General features: G+C 67.1%; 19 protein-coding genes and 1 other RNA gene. 8 read left to right on the forward strand and 12 right to left on the reverse strand.

Annotated elements, in window-relative coordinates; translation table 11 throughout:
- Position 1: 1 nt before the first annotated feature.
- The gene (locus LQF10_RS13275) at positions 2 to 283 is read right to left on the reverse strand and encodes an HU family DNA-binding protein (protein WP_231064309.1); all 282 of its coding nucleotides are present in this window, start codon (positions 281 to 283) and stop codon (positions 2 to 4) included.
- A gap of 238 nt (positions 284 to 521) precedes the next feature.
- Here LQF10_RS13275 and LQF10_RS13280 point away from each other — a divergent pair, with 238 nt between their 5' ends.
- The gene (locus LQF10_RS13280; RefSeq protein ID WP_231064310.1) at positions 522 to 1,697 is read left to right on the forward strand and encodes an acyl-CoA dehydrogenase family protein; all 1,176 of its coding nucleotides are present in this window, start codon (positions 522 to 524) and stop codon (positions 1,695 to 1,697) included.
- Positions 1,698 to 1,857: 160 nt separating this feature from the next.
- The gene (locus tag LQF10_RS13285) at positions 1,858 to 2,628 is read left to right on the forward strand and encodes an ABC transporter ATP-binding protein (RefSeq protein WP_231064311.1); all 771 of its coding nucleotides are present in this window, start codon (positions 1,858 to 1,860) and stop codon (positions 2,626 to 2,628) included.
- 44 nt (positions 2,629 to 2,672) lie between these two features.
- Here the strand turns inward: LQF10_RS13285 and LQF10_RS13290 are convergent, their stop codons facing one another.
- Together LQF10_RS13290 and LQF10_RS13295 are read right to left on the reverse strand one after the other, a co-directional pair.
- Positions 2,673 to 3,653: a DUF2705 family protein gene (locus LQF10_RS13290; protein ID WP_231064312.1), complete on the reverse strand. Its 981-nt coding sequence runs from the start codon at positions 3,651 to 3,653 to the stop codon at positions 2,673 to 2,675.
- Entirely contained in the window at positions 3,650 to 4,612 is a 963-nt protein-coding gene (locus tag LQF10_RS13295; protein ID WP_231064313.1) for an ABC transporter ATP-binding protein, read from the reverse strand. Before LQF10_RS13295 ends, LQF10_RS13290 begins: the two co-directional genes overlap by 4 nt.
- A 91-nt stretch (positions 4,613 to 4,703) precedes the next feature.
- Between LQF10_RS13295 and LQF10_RS13300 the strand changes: the two genes are divergently transcribed.
- From LQF10_RS13300 to LQF10_RS13310, 3 genes are read left to right on the forward strand one after another with little or no spacing between them, the layout of a single operon-like run.
- The gene (locus LQF10_RS13300; RefSeq protein ID WP_231064314.1) at positions 4,704 to 5,039 is read left to right on the forward strand and encodes an ArsR/SmtB family transcription factor; all 336 of its coding nucleotides are present in this window, start codon (positions 4,704 to 4,706) and stop codon (positions 5,037 to 5,039) included.
- Positions 5,036 to 5,524, forward strand: coding sequence for an SRPBCC domain-containing protein (locus LQF10_RS13305; RefSeq protein WP_231064315.1), 489 nt, complete (start codon positions 5,036 to 5,038; stop codon positions 5,522 to 5,524). Before LQF10_RS13300 ends, LQF10_RS13305 begins: the two co-directional genes overlap by 4 nt.
- Positions 5,521 to 6,144, forward strand: coding sequence for a dihydrofolate reductase family protein (locus LQF10_RS13310; RefSeq protein ID WP_231064316.1), 624 nt, complete (start codon positions 5,521 to 5,523; stop codon positions 6,142 to 6,144). The genes LQF10_RS13305 and LQF10_RS13310 overlap by 4 nt, the downstream gene beginning before the upstream one ends.
- Positions 6,145 to 6,293: 149 nt before the next feature.
- On the opposite strand, the gene LQF10_RS13315 is transcribed toward LQF10_RS13310, so the two are convergent.
- The 4 genes from LQF10_RS13315 to LQF10_RS13330 all read right to left on the reverse strand — a co-directional run bounded on the left by LQF10_RS13315 (position 6,294) and on the right by LQF10_RS13330 (position 8,564).
- Positions 6,294 to 7,070 carry a MerR family transcriptional regulator gene (locus tag LQF10_RS13315; RefSeq protein ID WP_231064317.1) on the reverse strand — a complete coding sequence of 259 codons (777 nt, stop codon included), beginning with the start codon at positions 7,068 to 7,070 and terminating at the stop codon, positions 6,294 to 6,296.
- A 4-nt stretch (positions 7,071 to 7,074) separates the two neighbouring features.
- Complete coding sequence (locus LQF10_RS13320) at positions 7,075 to 7,407, reverse strand: hypothetical protein (protein WP_231064318.1); 333 nt, start codon at positions 7,405 to 7,407, stop codon at positions 7,075 to 7,077.
- A gap of 58 nt (positions 7,408 to 7,465) precedes the next feature.
- On the reverse strand, positions 7,466 to 7,897 hold the full coding sequence (locus LQF10_RS13325) for an alpha/beta fold hydrolase (RefSeq protein WP_231064319.1): 432 nt from the start codon (positions 7,895 to 7,897) through the stop codon (positions 7,466 to 7,468).
- A gap of 85 nt (positions 7,898 to 7,982) precedes the next feature.
- Positions 7,983 to 8,564: a TetR/AcrR family transcriptional regulator gene (locus LQF10_RS13330; protein WP_231064320.1), complete on the reverse strand. Its 582-nt coding sequence runs from the start codon at positions 8,562 to 8,564 to the stop codon at positions 7,983 to 7,985.
- A 100-nt stretch (positions 8,565 to 8,664) separates the two neighbouring features.
- On the opposite strand from LQF10_RS13330, the gene LQF10_RS13335 reads away from it, so the two are divergent.
- The gene (locus LQF10_RS13335; protein WP_231064321.1) at positions 8,665 to 9,165 is read left to right on the forward strand and encodes an HPP family protein; all 501 of its coding nucleotides are present in this window, start codon (positions 8,665 to 8,667) and stop codon (positions 9,163 to 9,165) included.
- 147 nt (positions 9,166 to 9,312) lie between these two features.
- Here LQF10_RS13335 and LQF10_RS13340 read toward each other — a convergent pair whose 3' ends face one another.
- Positions 9,313 to 10,296, reverse strand: coding sequence for a helix-turn-helix transcriptional regulator (locus tag LQF10_RS13340; RefSeq protein ID WP_231064322.1), 984 nt, complete (start codon positions 10,294 to 10,296; stop codon positions 9,313 to 9,315).
- Positions 10,297 to 10,398: 102 nt separating this feature from the next.
- Between LQF10_RS13340 and LQF10_RS13345 the strand changes: the two genes are divergently transcribed.
- On the forward strand, positions 10,399 to 10,851 hold the full coding sequence (locus LQF10_RS13345) for a VOC family protein (protein WP_231064323.1): 453 nt from the start codon (positions 10,399 to 10,401) through the stop codon (positions 10,849 to 10,851).
- Positions 10,852 to 10,902: 51 nt separating this feature from the next.
- Here LQF10_RS13345 and ssrA read toward each other — a convergent pair.
- Positions 10,903 to 11,271, reverse strand: a transfer-messenger RNA (tmRNA) gene (ssrA, locus tag LQF10_RS13350).
- A gap of 212 nt (positions 11,272 to 11,483) precedes the next feature.
- On the opposite strand from ssrA, the gene LQF10_RS13355 reads away from it, so the two are divergent.
- Entirely contained in the window at positions 11,484 to 11,912 is a 429-nt protein-coding gene (locus LQF10_RS13355) for a VOC family protein (protein ID WP_231064324.1), read from the forward strand.
- A gap of 342 nt (positions 11,913 to 12,254) precedes the next feature.
- Here LQF10_RS13355 and LQF10_RS13360 read toward each other — a convergent pair whose 3' ends face one another.
- The 3 genes from LQF10_RS13360 to LQF10_RS13370 form a co-directional block, all read right to left on the reverse strand.
- The gene (locus LQF10_RS13360) at positions 12,255 to 12,671 is read right to left on the reverse strand and encodes a DoxX family membrane protein (protein ID WP_231064325.1); all 417 of its coding nucleotides are present in this window, start codon (positions 12,669 to 12,671) and stop codon (positions 12,255 to 12,257) included.
- Between the two features lie 87 nt (positions 12,672 to 12,758).
- Positions 12,759 to 14,630, reverse strand: a complete 1,872-nt coding sequence (locus tag LQF10_RS13365; protein ID WP_231064326.1) for a DUF2207 domain-containing protein — start codon at positions 14,628 to 14,630, stop codon at positions 12,759 to 12,761.
- Between the two features lie 20 nt (positions 14,631 to 14,650).
- Positions 14,651 to 15,532 carry a nucleoside hydrolase gene (locus tag LQF10_RS13370; RefSeq protein ID WP_231064327.1) on the reverse strand — a complete coding sequence of 294 codons (882 nt, stop codon included), beginning with the start codon at positions 15,530 to 15,532 and terminating at the stop codon, positions 14,651 to 14,653.
- Between the last annotated feature and the right edge of the window lie 14 nt (positions 15,533 to 15,546).

Here is a 15,546-nt window from a genome sequence, read left to right on the forward strand (position 1 = left end):
ATCACTTGGCGACGGCCTTCTTCAGGGCCGAGCCGGCGGAGACCTTCACACCGTAACCAGCGGGGATCTGAATCTCCTCACCGGTGCGCGGGTTGCGGCCGGTACGAGCGGCGCGCTCTACGCGCTCCACGCTGAGCAGGCCGGTGACCTTGACGGCCTCGCCCTTGCCCAGGGACTCCACCAGGACCTCCTGCAGTGCGCCCAGAGCGGCGTCCGCGTCAGTCTTGGTCAGGCCAGCCTTCTCGGCGATGGCGGCAACGAGGTCGGTACGGTTGACGGACACAGAGTTTCCCTTCGTTCGTGGCCGCTCCCCGATCGAGGAGCGCTGTCGTCACACTACGACGACAGCGCCGGTGCGTGAGCATTTCACGGGCGTTTCTCGGCGTGTTTCCGCCATTTTGGTGAGCGACTGCCGTGTCAACCGTCCCATCTGTCACATCATTCACATGTGTCACATCGGCTCGTGGGCGGCTACTCGAGCCGGCCACGTGGCTCTCGGCCGGCACAGATAGGCTGCCCGAGTGGCTCTCAGACACGACCCGAGGTTCCTTGATTCCCACCTGCTCGAGCGGATCCGGGCGCGGGCCGCCGATCACGACCGGGAGAATTCCTTCTTCACCGAGGACCTCGGGGAGTTGATCGCCGCTGGCTACCTCACCGCGCACATCCCCTCTGACCTCGGCGGGGGCGGTTTGACCCTCGCCCAACTCACCAGAGAGCAACGCGCTCTCGCCGGGGCAGCGCCCGCCACCGCCTTAGCAGTCAACATGCACCAGGTCTGGGTGGCCGTGGCGAAGATCGCGCGCGAGCGAGGCGAGTCGTTCCTGGATACAGGGCTCACCGAGGCTGCTGCCGGGGAGATCCTCGCCTTCGGCATTTCCGAACCCGGGAACGATCTGATGCTCTTCGGATCCACGTGCGATGCCGCGCCCGACGGCGAAGGCGGGTATCGCTTCACCGGCACCAAGATCTTCACCTCGCTCGCCCCCGCCTGGACCCGCCTCGGCGTATTCGGCGCCGACACCACCAGCCCCGACGCGCCGAAATCGGTGTTCGCGTTCGTGCACCGGGATGAGGTGGCCGCCGGACGGGTGGAAATCCTGGACGACTGGGACACGCTCGGTCAGCGCGCCTCCCAATCGCGGACCACCCTGCTGCGCGGGGCCCACGCGCCGGCCGGGCAGGTGATCCGCCGCATCGACCCTGGTCCGAGCACTGACCCGTTGATCTTCGGCATCTTCGCCTCCTTCGAGATCCTCCTTGCCGCCGTCTACACCGGCATTGCTGAGCGTGCGCTGGCGCTGGCAGTCCAGGCCGCGCAGCAGCGCACGTCCCGCAAAAACGACGGCGCACCGCTGGCTCACGATCCGGACGTGCGCCGTCGTGTCGCCGCAGCAGGCATCACCCTGGATGGCGTGGTGCAGCAGGTCGAGGCCCTCGCCCGGAACGTGGACGATCAGGCTGACCATGGCGACCTGTGGTTTCCGCGGCTCTCGGCGCTGAAGTGGCGGGCGACCGAGGTGGCACGCGAGGTGGTGACGGCGTCGGTGCAGGTGGCCGGCGGCTCCGCCTACCGCACCGGGGACGAGTTGGGCCGGCTGTACCGGGACGTGCTTGCCGGGATGTTCCATCCCAGCAGCGAGGACTCGGCGCACGGCGCGATGGCGAATGTGCTGCTCGGTCCTCTCCCTCGCTGACAGACTCAGCGCCTCCGCCGAATGCTCGCTTCTGCGGCATCTGGTCGCCTGGATGCCGCAGAACTCAGCGGTCGACATTGGGGAGTGGACGGCAGGGTCATGCAGATGCGGCGGATAGCATGCAGGCAGTCCCCGCCTCACGATGAAGGAGTAGCCCCACATGGCCGGTTCGGTCCTCCAAGCCCACGACCTCTGGGGCGGATACCCCGGCAACCCGGTGATCAACGGCGTCGAGCTGACGATCACTGCCGGCGACCCGCCGTTGGGCATCGTCGGACCATCCGGCGTCGGGAAGACCACGCTGGCGCGGTTGCTGCGCGGGACGGAACGCCCCACCCGCGGCGACGTCACGTTCAACGGCCGCTCGGTGCGCCGACTCCCCCGCCGGGAGGCCAAGGAGTTCCGCGCTGCCGTACGTTTCCAGTCCCAGGACTCGATGACCATCACCGATCCACGTCTGACCGTGGCCGCCAACCTGAAGGAAGCGCTGAAGATCGCCCGCAAGGCCGGGCGCACGCACGCCACCACGACGGCGGAGCTGCTGGACGCCGTCGCGCTCCCCGAGCACTTCGGCAAGCGCGCAATGATCACGCTCTCCGGCGGCGAGCGCCAACGGGTCGCCCTGGCCACGGCGCTGGCCACCCGGCCGGAGCTGCTGGTTCTCGATGAGCCGTTCACCGCTGTGGACCCGCAGACGCGCGGGGAGATGGCGCGCCGGCTCGGATCGATCTTCGATCGTCTGGGCACCGCTGCCGTGGTCATCTCGCACGATCTTGAGCTGGTGGAACGCATGTGCCCGAGCGTGCATTTCCTCGCAGAGGGCCGGTTCGTGGCCAGCGGCCCCCTCGGCGAGGTGTTCGCCACGGCTGAGCACCCGGCCGTACGGGAGATGGCAGAGGCGGCTCCACTGGCCGTGCAGCGCTTCGGCTGACGGCGCCCTCCTCTGGTGCGAGCAGGTCAGGTGGCGCGAGCAGGTCAGGTGATATCTCGGCGCCGGAACACCACAGCGCCGACGGCGACGAGCAGCACGACAGCGACAGCCAGGTAACCAAGACTCCAGGCGAACGAGATGGTCTGCTCGACACCGTCACAACGTAGACCGCCATCGGATTGCTGCTCGCAGATCTGTACCCAGTAGCTGTTGCCGTACTGGAGCCAGCCGACCAGGTTCCCGCGCACCGACCAGGGCGTCAGGGTGCTCACCGTCGAGACCAGGATCCCTTCGACAGCAATCGCGTACCCGGCCACGACCGCCAACACGATGGCAGTGGAGCGGACCAGGAACGCGAGGACGGCCCCGGCCACAGCTGCGAGAGGAACGACCGCCAGCGTTCTCACACCGATCCAGAGCATCGCATCAGAGACTGTGGAGTCCGCTCCACGCAGCGCGAACGCACCCCAGGTCCCGAACCCGATGACCCCGGTGAGAAGCACGGAAAGCGGAATCGTCGCGAGGGCTACGGCGCCCACCTTGCTCGCGTAGATGCGAAGGCGGCGTGGCTGGAAGGTGAGCAATGTGCCCATGGCGCCGCTGGCGAACTCCGCGGCGACCGCCGTGGTGCCGATCGCAAGCCCGACCACGGCCAGGACCAGAGTGCTGAGCGGAAGTGCAGTGCCCATCACATGCTGGTCCAGTGTGGTTTCGGGTGGAAGGAACCACTCTGGTTGCGGCTCCATCTGGTCACAATCGAAGTCGACCTCCCCACCGTCCTGCTCCGACACCCTCTCCTGCTCCTCCAGGCACTGGGCGATCATCTCCTCGCCCTCGTCCTCCCACCGGGCAAGCTCGCGCTGGTACGCATCCTGCGCCATGGCACGTTGTTCGTCCGTCACCGGCTGGGCAGCCGTCCACGACGTGAGGACGACGGCAAGACTGGCCAGGGTGCCGGCGATCACGAGGAGCCAGACGAGACGACGCAGCCGAATCCGGCGCAACTCGGTACGTAGCAGCATCATGCAGCCCCTTCCCCCGCACCGCGGCGACGATCTCGACGCCGCGTGCGCCCAAGCTCGACCTCTTGGGTGAGCTCGAGGAACACCGACTCCAGGCCCACGCGGAGCGCGCCGAGCTCACTGGCGTAGATACCCTGCTCGGCGAGCAATCGGTTCACCGTTGCGGGGTCATCAGCCCCCTCGACGAGCAACCCACCATCCTGAGCGCGCGTACTCAGGCCCGCCGCAGCGAGCGCCTGCGCTGCGCGGTCCGGTTCCGCGACGACGGCACGCACGGTGACGGCACGATCGCCGATGATCTCAGCGACTGACCCTGATGCGATCAGCCGGCCACGGCCGATGATGGAGACGGTGTCAGCGATCTGCTCGACCTCCGCCAGGATGTGGCTACTGACCAGCACGGTGCGGCCCTCGTCGGCGAGGCGCCGCATGGTGGTGCGGATCTCATGGATGCCTGCCGGGTCGAGGCCATTGGTCGGCTCATCGAAGATGAGCAAATCCGGCTCCTTGAGCAGCGTGGCCGCGATCGCCAGCCGCTGTTTCATTCCAAGGGAGTAGGTGCCGAAGCGGTCCCCCGCCCGATCGGCCAGCCCCGTCTGTGCCAGCACGTGTCGCACCCGACGGCGGCCGGTTCCGATCGCCCCGGCAAGCAGCTCCAAGTTCTGCCTGCCCGTGAAGTTCGGAAAGAACTTCGGCGACTCCACAATCGCCCCCACCCGGGCGATCACCTCCGGCAGCTCCCGCGGTACCGCCTTGTCGAAGATCCGGATCTCACCGTCGTCGGCGCTGATCAGGCCCAGCAGCATCCGGATGGTGGTGGTCTTACCGGATCCGTTCGGACCGAGGAACCCGTGCACCCCTCCCACCGGCACTCGAAGGTTCAAACCGTCCACCGCCACGCGCCGCCGTACACCGCGGTACTCCTTGCGCAAGCCGTCGGTGGCAATCGCGCACTCCGTCATCTCACCCCTCCTGATGATCGACCCCACGACCAACCTAGTCCGGATGCCGCCGCCTTGCGGCACTTCGGTCATCTCTGCAATAGTTAGCTTCATGGCTAAGTATTCGCGAGCTCTCGACGACGTGCTCGTCGCTCTCGCTGATCCGACCCGCAGGCAGGTCATCCACCGCCTTGGGCACGGTTCTGCGAGCGTCGGCGAACTCGCGCGCCCGTTCCCCATCACGCTGCCGTCATTCATGAAGCACCTGCGGACCTTGGAATCGAGTGGCCTGATCCGCACGCAGAAGACCGGGCGCGTGCGCACGTGCACGCTCAACCGAGATCGCCTCGACCTTCTCAACGGTTGGCTCGCCGACCAACGTCAGATCTGGGAGGCGCGCACCGACCGCCTCGAACACCTCGTCACCCCTACGGAGGACACACCATGAACGCTGCCATCGATCCCGCACTCGATCTCGTGGTCCATCGCCTGATCCGCGCACCGAGGCACGACCTGTGGCGCGCTTGGACGGACCCTGCACTCGTGGCGCAGTGGTGGATTCCGGCACCGTCAGTCGCGCGGGTGGACCTACTTGAGGTGCGCCCGGGTGGCGGGTTCGTCACCCATATGAGCGAGAACGGCCACGACTACGTCCCGCACACCGATTCGGTCTTCATCGCCGTCGACGAGGGGCACCGCCTGGTGTTCACCAATGCGGTCAACAGCAACTGGCGACCGGCGTTGCCCGAACCGGTAGCAATGACCGCCGAGATCGTTCTGGACGATCACCCCGAGGGCACCGACTACCGGGCGATTGTTCGACACGGTGAACCGGGTGCTCGATCCCGCCATGAGGAGCTCGGCTTCTTCGAGGGATGGGGTTCGGTCACCGCAGCGCTCGCCACTCTTGTCGAAAGTGGAGCAGCGTCGTGAAGATCGCCGTGACCCAGTTCGTCACACTCGACGGCGTCAGCCAAGGGCCGGGTTCCGTGGACGAGGACACCACTGGTGACTTCGATCGTGGCGGATGGTTCGTGCCGTACCTGGACGAGGAGTTCGTACAGCAGGCCTCGCAATGGCTTGATCTGGCCGGTGGCCTCCTCCTCGGGCGACGCACCTACGCGGCATTCGCCCGCGACTGGCCGCAGATAAGTGAGCCCGATCCGTTCACCGTGCGGATGAACACCCTCCCGAAGTACGTGGTGAGCAACACCCTCCCCGAAGGTCACTGGAACCCGACGACGGTGCTCCGCGGGGATCCTCTCGTGTCGGTGCGCGCTCTGAAGCAGCAGCCGGGCGGGGAGCTTCAGATTCACGGCAGCTCCCGGCTCGCCTCAGCACTACTCGCTGCCGGGCTGGTCGACACGCTCCGCCTCGCCGTCGCACCAGCCGTCGTGGGTCGAGGCAGACGGCTGCTCGCTCACCCGGACGCCGATATCGGACTTCGACTCATCGAGCACGGCGCCACGTCTTCAGGGCTGGTCATTCTCGTCTATGAGGCGGCTGGGCCAGCACAGCGCTCCGAGTACGCCGGAGCCCCTCCGATCAACTAGCAGGAACCGCTTGCGTCGCAACGCATTGGCGCGACCTTCGCGCGCCGAAGTCGGCCAGGGCGCGCACCTCGTCCAGGTGGCCCCGCGCGTGCTCGGGAGGCGCAGTCGGGCGTTCCAGTGCTCTCTTGGTGCGATGGCTCCCTGCGCGATCAACGGCCCGGAACGGGTATGCCAGCGGCCCGGAGCTTGGCCTCGGTCAGCGCGGTCAGTCGAGCCGCGACCGGTGCCTGATTGTGACGATGGCTGCTGATCACTCGGTACTGGGCGGGGGCATCGGCCCAGGCCTGCAGACTCGCCGGGCTTCCGAGCAGTGCAGGGTGGGCGAGATAGTGATCCGCCATGGCGCTCGCGAGCTCCGGTATCCGCGGATCGTCCAGCTCCCAGAATTCTGCCTCCCATCCGCGCTTGATGAGGTCAACGTAGTCGGAGTCGTCGAGCCGAAGTTCGAGCTGGGTGAGGAAGCCGTCGAATCCCTCAGGCTCGAGCGCGCGCGTCAGCACCAGAGCTTCGCGTTGGCCGGCCACGTAGTCACGATGGAAACCGGCCTCGACCATCCGGTCGAGGATCGCGCAGGCCCGATCGGGCAGAAGTGCCCGGTCACCATCGGCGAGCCGGTTCAATGTGTCGCGGCGAGCACTCAGTGCGGCAATTCTGCCGCTCAGGCGTCGCTCGACGTCGGCCAAGGCGGCGGCGAACTGCTCGGTGCCGGCATCGAGCATGGGCACGATCTCCGCGAGCGGCACACCTGCGCCCGCCAGTGTCCGCACCTGGACCAAGCGCAGAAGCTCGGCCGATTCGTAACGCCGGTAGCCGGAACTGTCCCGAGCGGGCTCGTCAACCAGTCCGAGCCGGTGGTAGTGCCGCACGGTCTTGACCGTGACGCCGACGTACTCCGCCGCTTGGCTGATCGTGAGCCCTTTATCCATATCCTCAAGGATGCCGCTGATCGAGGGCGGCGACCTCACGGACGCTTTCGGCAACTGCTGGGAAATCTCTGCGCAGGACACTGCCATGGTTGCTGGCGACCTTCGCGCTCACTCCCAGGTTCGAGTTGCGCTCCAGCACCGGGACGAGAGTGGCCCGCATCTGTTCCTGGAGATCGTCCCGGCTTCCCAGGGCCTCCCCTGAGGCGATGACGTACCGGACCGGGACGGTCATCCCGATGAGGATCGGCTCGAGGGCGGCGTGGATCTTGTGCACCTCGATGTTGACCTCGGCGTGCTGCTCTGCCGAGAACCGGGCGGACAGGCCCAGTGGGTGCACCAGCGGCAGGAGCCAGCCCGCGCGCCGGAACAGCGTGCGGATCTCTTCGAAGGAGTCCTCATCGGTCCAGCCAGACGGGTACGGGGCCGTCCACCCCGACCACGCCGACCGTGCGGCTGGGATTTCTGCTCGCCCAGTGCACTCCCACGAGCGCGCCGTAGGACCAGCCCACCAGCAACGCGCGATGCACCCGGCGTGCGTCGAGGACGGCGCTGACATCACGCACACACGCCTCGAACGAGTAGTCCGCTGAGCGCTTCGACTTTCCGCGCGCCCGCTCGTCGAAGGTGATGTGTCGCCAGTGTGGGCCGAGAGCGTCGATGACGCGCCGCCAGTGCCGCTGAGAGGCATAGGAGCCATTCAGGTAGAGGACGGTAGTGCCGGGGCCGCCGGTGTCGGTCACGGCCAAGGAAGTATCGTCGACCGGGACCATGCCGGTCCATCCTGAACTCACGGAACTGGCCGCATTGTCGGGCTTCGAGGTGCTCATGCGAGGAGACTGCTGCCTGACCTAAGGTCAAGGTCAAGGTGCACCTACTGACCTGCATCGAGGGTGCGCGATCGAGCCGGCCTGCTCAGCGCGGCGGCTCGAGCAGACGCCGTACTGCCGATCGGGCGTGCGTGGCGGGGGTCGCTGTGCCCGTGATTCCCGCCGTGACGAGGCAGCCTTCGGCAAGAAGAATGACCGCTTCGGCTGTCTCCACTGACGATCCCGTCGAGCGGACCAACTCGGTCACGTAATCACGAAACCGGCGCTTATGTCGTCGCACCGCTGCCGTGATGTCCTCAGATGTGCCGCCGAGCTCTCCGAAGGCGTTAATCCACGCACAACCGCGGTGTCCCGGGCCTGCCAGCCATTCGGAGAGCCAGTCGAAGACGGCCAGCACACGTTCTTCGGCGCCGCTGAAGCGGTCAACGTACGCACCAAGATCGGCATGCCACCTTCGGTCTCTCCTGTCGAGCATCGCCACGGCCAGCGCTTCTTTACCCGGGTAGAGGGCGTAGATCCGCTTGAGGGGCAGCCCAGCCGCGGACCGCACCTCATCCATCCCGACCGCCTGGAACCCACGCTCGTAGAACAGGTACTCGGCGGAATCGAGCAACGGGTCGCGCACCGGATCACGCAGACCGGCCGGGTCGCTGGCTGTGGACGGCATGAACCATGGCTCCTTCACGGACTTGACCTGAGAACGCTCGTTCTCTACGTTACATGAAGCAGTCGAGAACGGCCGTTCTCGCGAGTCCGAAAGGCATTCGATGACAACCACCTCGGCCCCGACGTGGGCTAGCCGGGCTCCTGCTCGGCCATCGCTGACGACGCTGCTCGGGGCGACCACGACATCAGCGGTCGCGCTCAGTGCGCTCGTGCTCCTGGGAGTGCTGAGTGGCCACGTGCTTCTCATCCCGCCGATGGCGGCCAGCATGGCGCTCGTGGCGGGTGCGCCAACACTTCCGCTGGCTCAGCCGCGGAATGTGATCGGCGGGCAGTTGGTCTCGGCCGTTGTCGGCATCGGCGTCGGTGCGGTGAGTCATTCGCTCTGGGCCGCCGCGATCGCCGGCGGTCTCGCGCTCGGGGCCATGCTGGCAACGCGGACCTCCCACTCCCCGGCCGCGGCAACCGCAGTGATCGGGACGCTTGCTCCCTCTGGTCAGGTCTCATTCGTCCTGTGCGCCGGACTCGCGGCCACGGTCCTTGTGGCCGCGGGGCTCGTCCGATCCACGGTGGAAGGCCGCGCCTATCCCACGTACTGGTGGTGATCTGCGGCCACCTGATCCACGGCACACCCGGCGGTCGCGATTGCAGTGGCATCGTGACCGAGTCCGATAGGCGACCGGGTGCCCCTCGGCCGTGACGAGCGCACGATCCAGCCGATCACATCGCCATCTGGGACGTGCGCGGCGTGGCTAACCGGCCGCAGTCGCGGCGTTGCGTGCTGCGAGTTGCGCGAACGCTTCGGTGAGCTCGGGAGGGTTGAGTACTTTGATCTCTGCATCGAAGCGGTTGAGGAAGGCGGCTAGCGCCACCCAAGACCAGGATCCGACTTCCAGGCTGCACTGGCTGGGACCGAGATCCTCGACAACGCCGTCACCTGCGAAAGGGAGGACATGGCTGGCGGGCCGGCTGAGGATCGCTTTCCCCGTGCAGGGCCACCTGTCGATGTGCTCGGAGCCTTTGAAGCGAGCTGAAACGAATGCGGTCACGTCGCCGCCAGGCGTCTCCCGTGGCGTGAATCTGGGCCCGCGCGGAGTGCGCGGCGCGATGCGGTCGGCGCGGAAAATGCGCCAGTCGTCCTGCTCCAGCTCCCACGCAACGAGATACCAGCGTCCGTGAGAGGCCACAAGATGATGAGGCTCCACCTTGCGTGGGGGCACCTGGTCGGCGTCGGCGCTCTGCATGCTGCTCGCATAGTCGAAGCGCAGCACCTCGTGCGCGCGGACCGCCATTGACAACGCGATGAGCACATCCGGCGACACCGAACCGGGCGCCTGCTCACCCGGTCGCGCCGGGATCGCCGTGAACTCCAACGCGTTCACACGATGGCGAAGGCGGGATGGCATCACCTGCCGGACCGTGATCAGCGCGCGCACAGCTGCCTCCTCGATACCGGCACCGGTAGCGGCCGCCGCCTGCAAAGCAATCGCTAACGCGATCGCCTGGTCGTCATCGAAAAGCAGCGGCGGCAGTTCGCTGCCGGCGTCGAGGCGGTAGCCACCATCCGGCCCCATCGTCGCCTGGATGTTGTACCCCATCTCGCGCAGCCGGTCGACATCGCGGCGGACCGTTCGATGACTGATGCCCAATCGTTCGGCGAGCACGGTGCCCGGCCAATCGCGCCGAGTCTGCAGCAGGGACAGCAAGGTGAGGAGTCGCGAGGTGGTCGCTGTCATGTCTCGATGGTAGTTCGAGTGTAGGACGAAAACTGTCCTACACAGAGGGAAGAGTGGTCCGTGCCAGGGAGTAGCCCGGCGACGTTCTCACTAGGAGCAGATATGAGCATCACCACGACCACTCACCTGAACTTCCGCGGCAACGCCCGCGGGGCTCTGGAGTTCTACCAGTCCGTCTTCGGAGGCCAGATCACGATTGCGACCTACGGCGACCTCGGCATGCCTAAGGAAGCACCGGGCGCCGAGAACGTCGTCTTCGGCCAGGTCGAGTCCGGAACAGGCTTCCGGGTGATGGCCTACGACATCCCCGGCCAGTCCGGAGGCGCGGCAGCCGAGGCCGGCTCGACGCGCCGTGAGGACGGCCTCACCATCACCGATCAACCGTTCTTCGTCTCGGTGCGCGCCGACGCACTGGACGAGGTGCAGCGCTATTGGAACAAGCTCTCCGAGGGCGCGGCGATCATCGAGCCGCTCGCCGCATCAGCATGGAGCCCCGGGTTCGGGATGCTCACTGACACCTTCGGCGTCACCTGGATTCTCGACGTCACCGCCTAATCCGCAGAGTGACGAAGGACGGCCCGAAACGTATGGGCCGTCCTTCGTCATTGGTGGAGGTGGCGGGAATCGAACCCGCGTCCGACAGTGCGGAACCAGGACTTCTCCGGGTGCAGTCTGCTAGCAGATTTTCTCAGCCCCAGCGATCACGCAGACAAGTCGCTGACGGGCTCAGTCACCTAAATGTCCCCGCAACCCCGATGACGAGGGTTACGAGCAGTGGCTCTCTAGATGACGCCAGGAACCGGGTCGAGAGCAACCCCGGGCTGACGGACTTCTACGCTCGCTCAGGCGGCGAGGGCGAAGTCGGTGCGCTTGGAATCGGCACCTATTGGTTTGCAAGGAGCGTTGACGAGATGACCTTGCATCCTCGACCCGCTTCTCCTGGAACGACAACCGTCGTCGAAACCGATCACCCCCCTGTTGAGTTGTCACACATCCGTTGCGCACTCCCGCAGGACTGCTGACGAACACGTGTCAGTCTACCGGGCACAACACCGGGGCAGTCACGGTTATTTCCGGTCCTGCCCTGCCGGGGCATCCACCACGCCCATGTGACGCCACAGCGCACCTCATCAGCATCGTTGGTCGACTCCGGTGGCCGGCAGCCGGAGCCACTGCTAGACACAAGTATGAGCGAGGCGAGCACCCCATTTCCCCGGATCAGCCAGACAGTGATCGACGCGACTGATGTGCGTGCGCTCGCTGAGTTCTACCGCCAGCTCTTCGGCTTGGTGTACCGGCCAGGCGATGAAGCCGACTCGGAAGGTCACGTGGCCGATTGGCTCGTGCTTCGTGACCCGGATCGGCGCGTCCAGCTTGCTTTTCAGCAGGTGCCTGATCTCCCTCGTCCGGCATGGCCTGATGGCGAGCCACCCCAGATGATGCACCTGGACACGACGGTGCCCGATCTCAGCGAGTTGGAACTGCAGAGGCAGCGAGCGATGACCCTGGGAGCGACGCTGCTTCTCGACCGCTCCGACGACGAAGAGGAGGCTCTCTACGTATTCGCCGACCCGGCCGGCCATCCCTTCTGCATCTTCGTCAGCGCCCCCGACTGATCGGGTCGACCCCAGGCTGCTGTACTCGGGGGCCTGCCAGTCGCCGCCGCAAGTGCGGTTCCAGCAATGAGGACAGCGGTGAAGGCAGCCACGGCGATGGGCGCGATGATGGCCTCGTCGGAGTAGGGCCCCCGCCCGCTGCCGCTAGACCGGGGATGGCCTGAACCAGCCACCAATGGCCGCTGCCATCGGGAGCCCTCTCGGTCGCCAGCAACAGCGGTGCGGCGGCACCTCCGAGGAGGCCGACTCCTGAGACCGCGCTCAGCAACCGGACGACCCCGCTCGACTCTCGACCGGAACCCGGCGACATCTCGCGCCCCTCCCTGTGCAGCCCTGGTTGACTCAGGCGGTCGCGGACTTCTTCTCCAGCAACAGCGCCAGGCCGATGCCCAGGAGGAACACGTCCTTGGCCATCCCGATCCCCGCCTGCGTGGGGCGGATGCCATCGTCCTCGGTCATCCCCGGGGTGCGCAGGTAGACCCACACGAGGGAGGCCGCGAACGCCGTCAGCCCCAGACCCACGAGTTTGCGCGGCAGGAACGGCGCGAGCAGGGAGGCGCCGAGGGTGATCTCGCCGGCAGCGAGATACTGACCGAAGTCCTCGGCGGAGAGCTGTTCGAGCTGCGGGAACGCGTTCAGCGCCATCTGCTGCAAGCCCCCGGCGGACTCGGCGTCCAGGTTGAGCTTGTTCAGTCCCGAGTTCAGGATGAAGGCTCCGGCGGTGAGCCGCAGGGGCAGGCGGTGCAGGGCAAAGCTCATCGTCTCGCTCCTCAGTCGTCGGTCGTCAGTCGTTCATGCATGACGCTGCGTCGCCACCAATCTACCCACGGATCGTCGCCACGTGCCTCACCAGCCGCCGCCACCGCCACCACCGACTCCCCCTCCGACGCTCCCGCCGGCGAACCCCGAGCCGCCGCCGGCACCCGAGACCGCCGCTCCCACCGACACTGATGCGGTGCTCGCGAACGTCGAGACTCCGCTGAACGCTGCGGCGGTCCACAGGCCGGGTGTCGTTCCGACGTACCAGGTGGGCTGCAGCTCCACCTGCCCGGCGGCAGCCGCCTCGGCGAACACGTCGGCCCAGTGCTGGGCCACTCCGAAGGCAATAGCGAACGGCAGGTACCGGGAGAAGATGTCCTCGCCCTCCTCGAACCGCAACTGGTTCGCCTCGGCGGTCTCCAGGTACTTTTTGAAGCCCAAGGTCTGTGCGAGCACAGCGGTTCCGTCCGCAGTGCGCGCGGGGGCGAACGGCGCCGCCACAAGGGTCGCGATACCGATCAGGACCACCGCGAGGCCGAGAAACCCCCATCCGGTGAGCATTCCGAGCGCGATCGTCGCACCGATCCCGGCGAGCACGATGAGTACACCCGCCCCCGCCCAGGCATAGCGCACCTGCTGCGGCGAGGTGCTGAACCAGCCACGCTCGACCACGCGGTCATAGAGCTCGGATTGGGCCTGTCCCAGAGACTTCGCGAACTCGGTGCTGAGTTCGGACATCCGCACCTGTGGGTCGCTCCCGGGGAAGATCCCCCGCAGGATCGTCTCCTCGAAAGCCAGGAGGCCATCCCAGCTCGCCTGCGGACCGGTGAGCGTACGGCGCAGTCGCCAGTCGGGCGAACCGTCGTCGGTCTCTTCGGTCGGCACCTCCTCGATGGTGAGGTACCCCCGAACGGCCAGATCCACGATGGTGGCGGTCACGTCATGGGTGTGCGCCACCTCATCCAGGAGAGTGCCTGCGGCCCCGGGGGTGACGCCGTCGGGCGGGGTGAACCGGACGGCGACGGGCCCCTTCCCGGCGGGCCCCACTGCCGTGGAATCGACGCCGTCTACGGGGCGCAGCCCGGGCGTGAGCCCCAGGTGGGCGCGGTCCCGCCCACGTTGCCGGGCCCGGACCGCCACAGCCGCGATGCCACCACCGCCCAGCAACAGAGCAAGCCACGGGGCGAGAGTGTCGGCGCCGAAGAAGTTCGACCAGGTGGTGCGCTCGACCAGGATGGGCTCGACACCACCGAAGGTATCCGGCTCGTAGGCGAGCACGATCGTCATCCCCTCACCACTATCCAGCGAGGGCTCGTCGAATGAGGCCAGGCCGTCGGACCGGTAGGTCGCGTTGGCACAGATGTCGCCGCTGCCCACTGGTCCCACGTAGCATGCGGCGTCGCGAATGGCGTGGGGGCCGTCGATCTCGACGAGCACGTCGGACATGGGCACCTCCCACGCGGAGCCGATCACGTTCCAGAAAACCTCGTCCTGGCCGTGGGTACCGGCACCTGAGTTGGGCACCCCGGCCACGGTGTAAGAGATCGTGTACTGCTGAGCTCCGGAGACCTCCTCGTTCTCATCGCCGACGTAGACGATCAGCCCACCGTCGTCGGACTCGGTGTGCACGTCGGCCGGCGCACCGGAGTCCGAGGAAGCGGTGATGCCGGAGTATTCGAGGACCCGGTAGTGATCGGGATCGTCGGGGATCTCCTGCCGCTCCACCAGGGTCAGGAACGGCCCATGCCCGGGCTCGTCGGCGAAGTCGAACGTCATGTCGATGGTCACCTCGATCGTGCCCTCGGGGTGGACTTCGGCGTTCACGTGATACTGCTCGATCGACCACGCGTCCTCGGCGTCCGCCTGCGCCGCCGTGGGCGATCCCAGCAGGGCTAGTGCCGCGATCACCGCCACAGCCAGGAACGGGAACAGCCTGCCCAGGAGGATCGGTCGACGCATGCCGCCCATCGTACGGATCGCTACCTGGCGGCAGCCTCCCCCGCGCGGACGATCCTGGTCACGATCTCCTCGGCCACACGAGGGGCGTCCAGCCCGACGACGACCCGCACGTTCCCGTCCGGCCTCACCTCGTGCGTGGTGACCCCGTCGTTGCTGACGTACACCCGCCCCGGCTCCGAGAGCGTCACCAGCTCCGGACGCAACAGCGCGAGCACAGCCACCGGGTCGTGCGGGACGTTCCAGGTTTCGTTCCAGAACTTCCACCACTGGTCGATATCCGCCGCGAGCGCCGCACCCAACGGCCCTGCGGCGGCGATCACCGCGAGCTGGCCGGACTCGATCCGCACCTGCCGGGTGATCTCCAGGCCGCAGATCACGATCGGAGCACCGGAGTTGAAGACCGCAGCGGCTGCATCGGTGTCCGAGCGGATGTTGTGCTCCGGTTCGGGTGCGGCGAAATCGCCACCCATGAGCCAGAATCCGCGTGCGGAGCCCGCCATGGAAGGTGTGCGCTCGAGAGCCAGGGCCAGATTGGTCAGCGGTCCGATGGCGAGCACGTCCCGGCCCGGCCGGGAGGCGACGGCCTCGGCCAGGGAGGCTGCGCCGTCGCCGGGCTCGACGTGCTCAGCCTCCAGACCGGGGTGCAGCGACCCCTCGTGGCCGGCCCACCAGACCTCCCGACCGGAGCGGGTGGCAGCCTCTCCCGCCCAGACCGGCAGGCGCCGTCCGGCCAGGCCTGCGTACCGCTGCACCAGGCGAGCACGAAGGAGCGTGTCCCCGTAGACGGTGGTGACCGCGGGTAGTTCCACCTCCGGAGAGCCAAGCAGCAGGGCGAGGGCCATCGCGTCATCGACGTCGGTGCCGAGGTCGGTGTCGAGGACGACGCTGTGGTGGGTGGTCACGAGGTGGCGGTTTC

Origin of the sequence: Ruania halotolerans (genome assembly GCF_021049285.1) — a bacterium.
GTDB lineage: Bacteria > Actinomycetota > Actinomycetes > Actinomycetales > Beutenbergiaceae > Ruania > Ruania halotolerans.

Bases quoted from the DNA above. Each gene is read 5' to 3' on its own strand.
- LQF10_RS13290 (WP_231064312.1), bottom strand. From the start codon at position 3,653: ATGATGCTGCTACGTACCGAGTTGCGCCGGATTCGGCTGCGTCGTCTC.
- LQF10_RS13305 (WP_231064315.1), top strand. From the start codon at position 5,036: ATGAACGCTGCCATCGATCCCGCACTCGATCTCGTGGTCCATCGCCTG.
- LQF10_RS13300 (WP_231064314.1), top strand. From the start codon at position 4,704: ATGGCTAAGTATTCGCGAGCTCTCGACGACGTGCTCGTCGCTCTCGCT.
- LQF10_RS13355 (WP_231064324.1), top strand. From the start codon at position 11,484: ATGAGCGAGGCGAGCACCCCATTTCCCCGGATCAGCCAGACAGTGATC.
- LQF10_RS13295 (WP_231064313.1), bottom strand. From the start codon at position 4,612: ATGACGGAGTGCGCGATTGCCACCGACGGCTTGCGCAAGGAGTACCGC.
- LQF10_RS13335 (WP_231064321.1), top strand. From the start codon at position 8,665: ATGACAACCACCTCGGCCCCGACGTGGGCTAGCCGGGCTCCTGCTCGG.
- LQF10_RS13365 (WP_231064326.1), bottom strand. From the start codon at position 14,630: ATGCGTCGACCGATCCTCCTGGGCAGGCTGTTCCCGTTCCTGGCTGTG.
- LQF10_RS13285 (WP_231064311.1), top strand. From the start codon at position 1,858: ATGGCCGGTTCGGTCCTCCAAGCCCACGACCTCTGGGGCGGATACCCC.
- LQF10_RS13330 (WP_231064320.1), bottom strand. From the start codon at position 8,564: ATGCCGTCCACAGCCAGCGACCCGGCCGGTCTGCGTGATCCGGTGCGC.
- LQF10_RS13360 (WP_231064325.1), bottom strand. From the start codon at position 12,671: ATGAGCTTTGCCCTGCACCGCCTGCCCCTGCGGCTCACCGCCGGAGCC.
- LQF10_RS13340 (WP_231064322.1), bottom strand. From the start codon at position 10,296: ATGACAGCGACCACCTCGCGACTCCTCACCTTGCTGTCCCTGCTGCAG.
- LQF10_RS13345 (WP_231064323.1), top strand. From the start codon at position 10,399: ATGAGCATCACCACGACCACTCACCTGAACTTCCGCGGCAACGCCCGC.
- LQF10_RS13325 (WP_231064319.1), bottom strand. From the start codon at position 7,897: ATGAGCACCTCGAAGCCCGACAATGCGGCCAGTTCCGTGAGTTCAGGA.
- LQF10_RS13315 (WP_231064317.1), bottom strand. From the start codon at position 7,070: ATGGATAAAGGGCTCACGATCAGCCAAGCGGCGGAGTACGTCGGCGTC.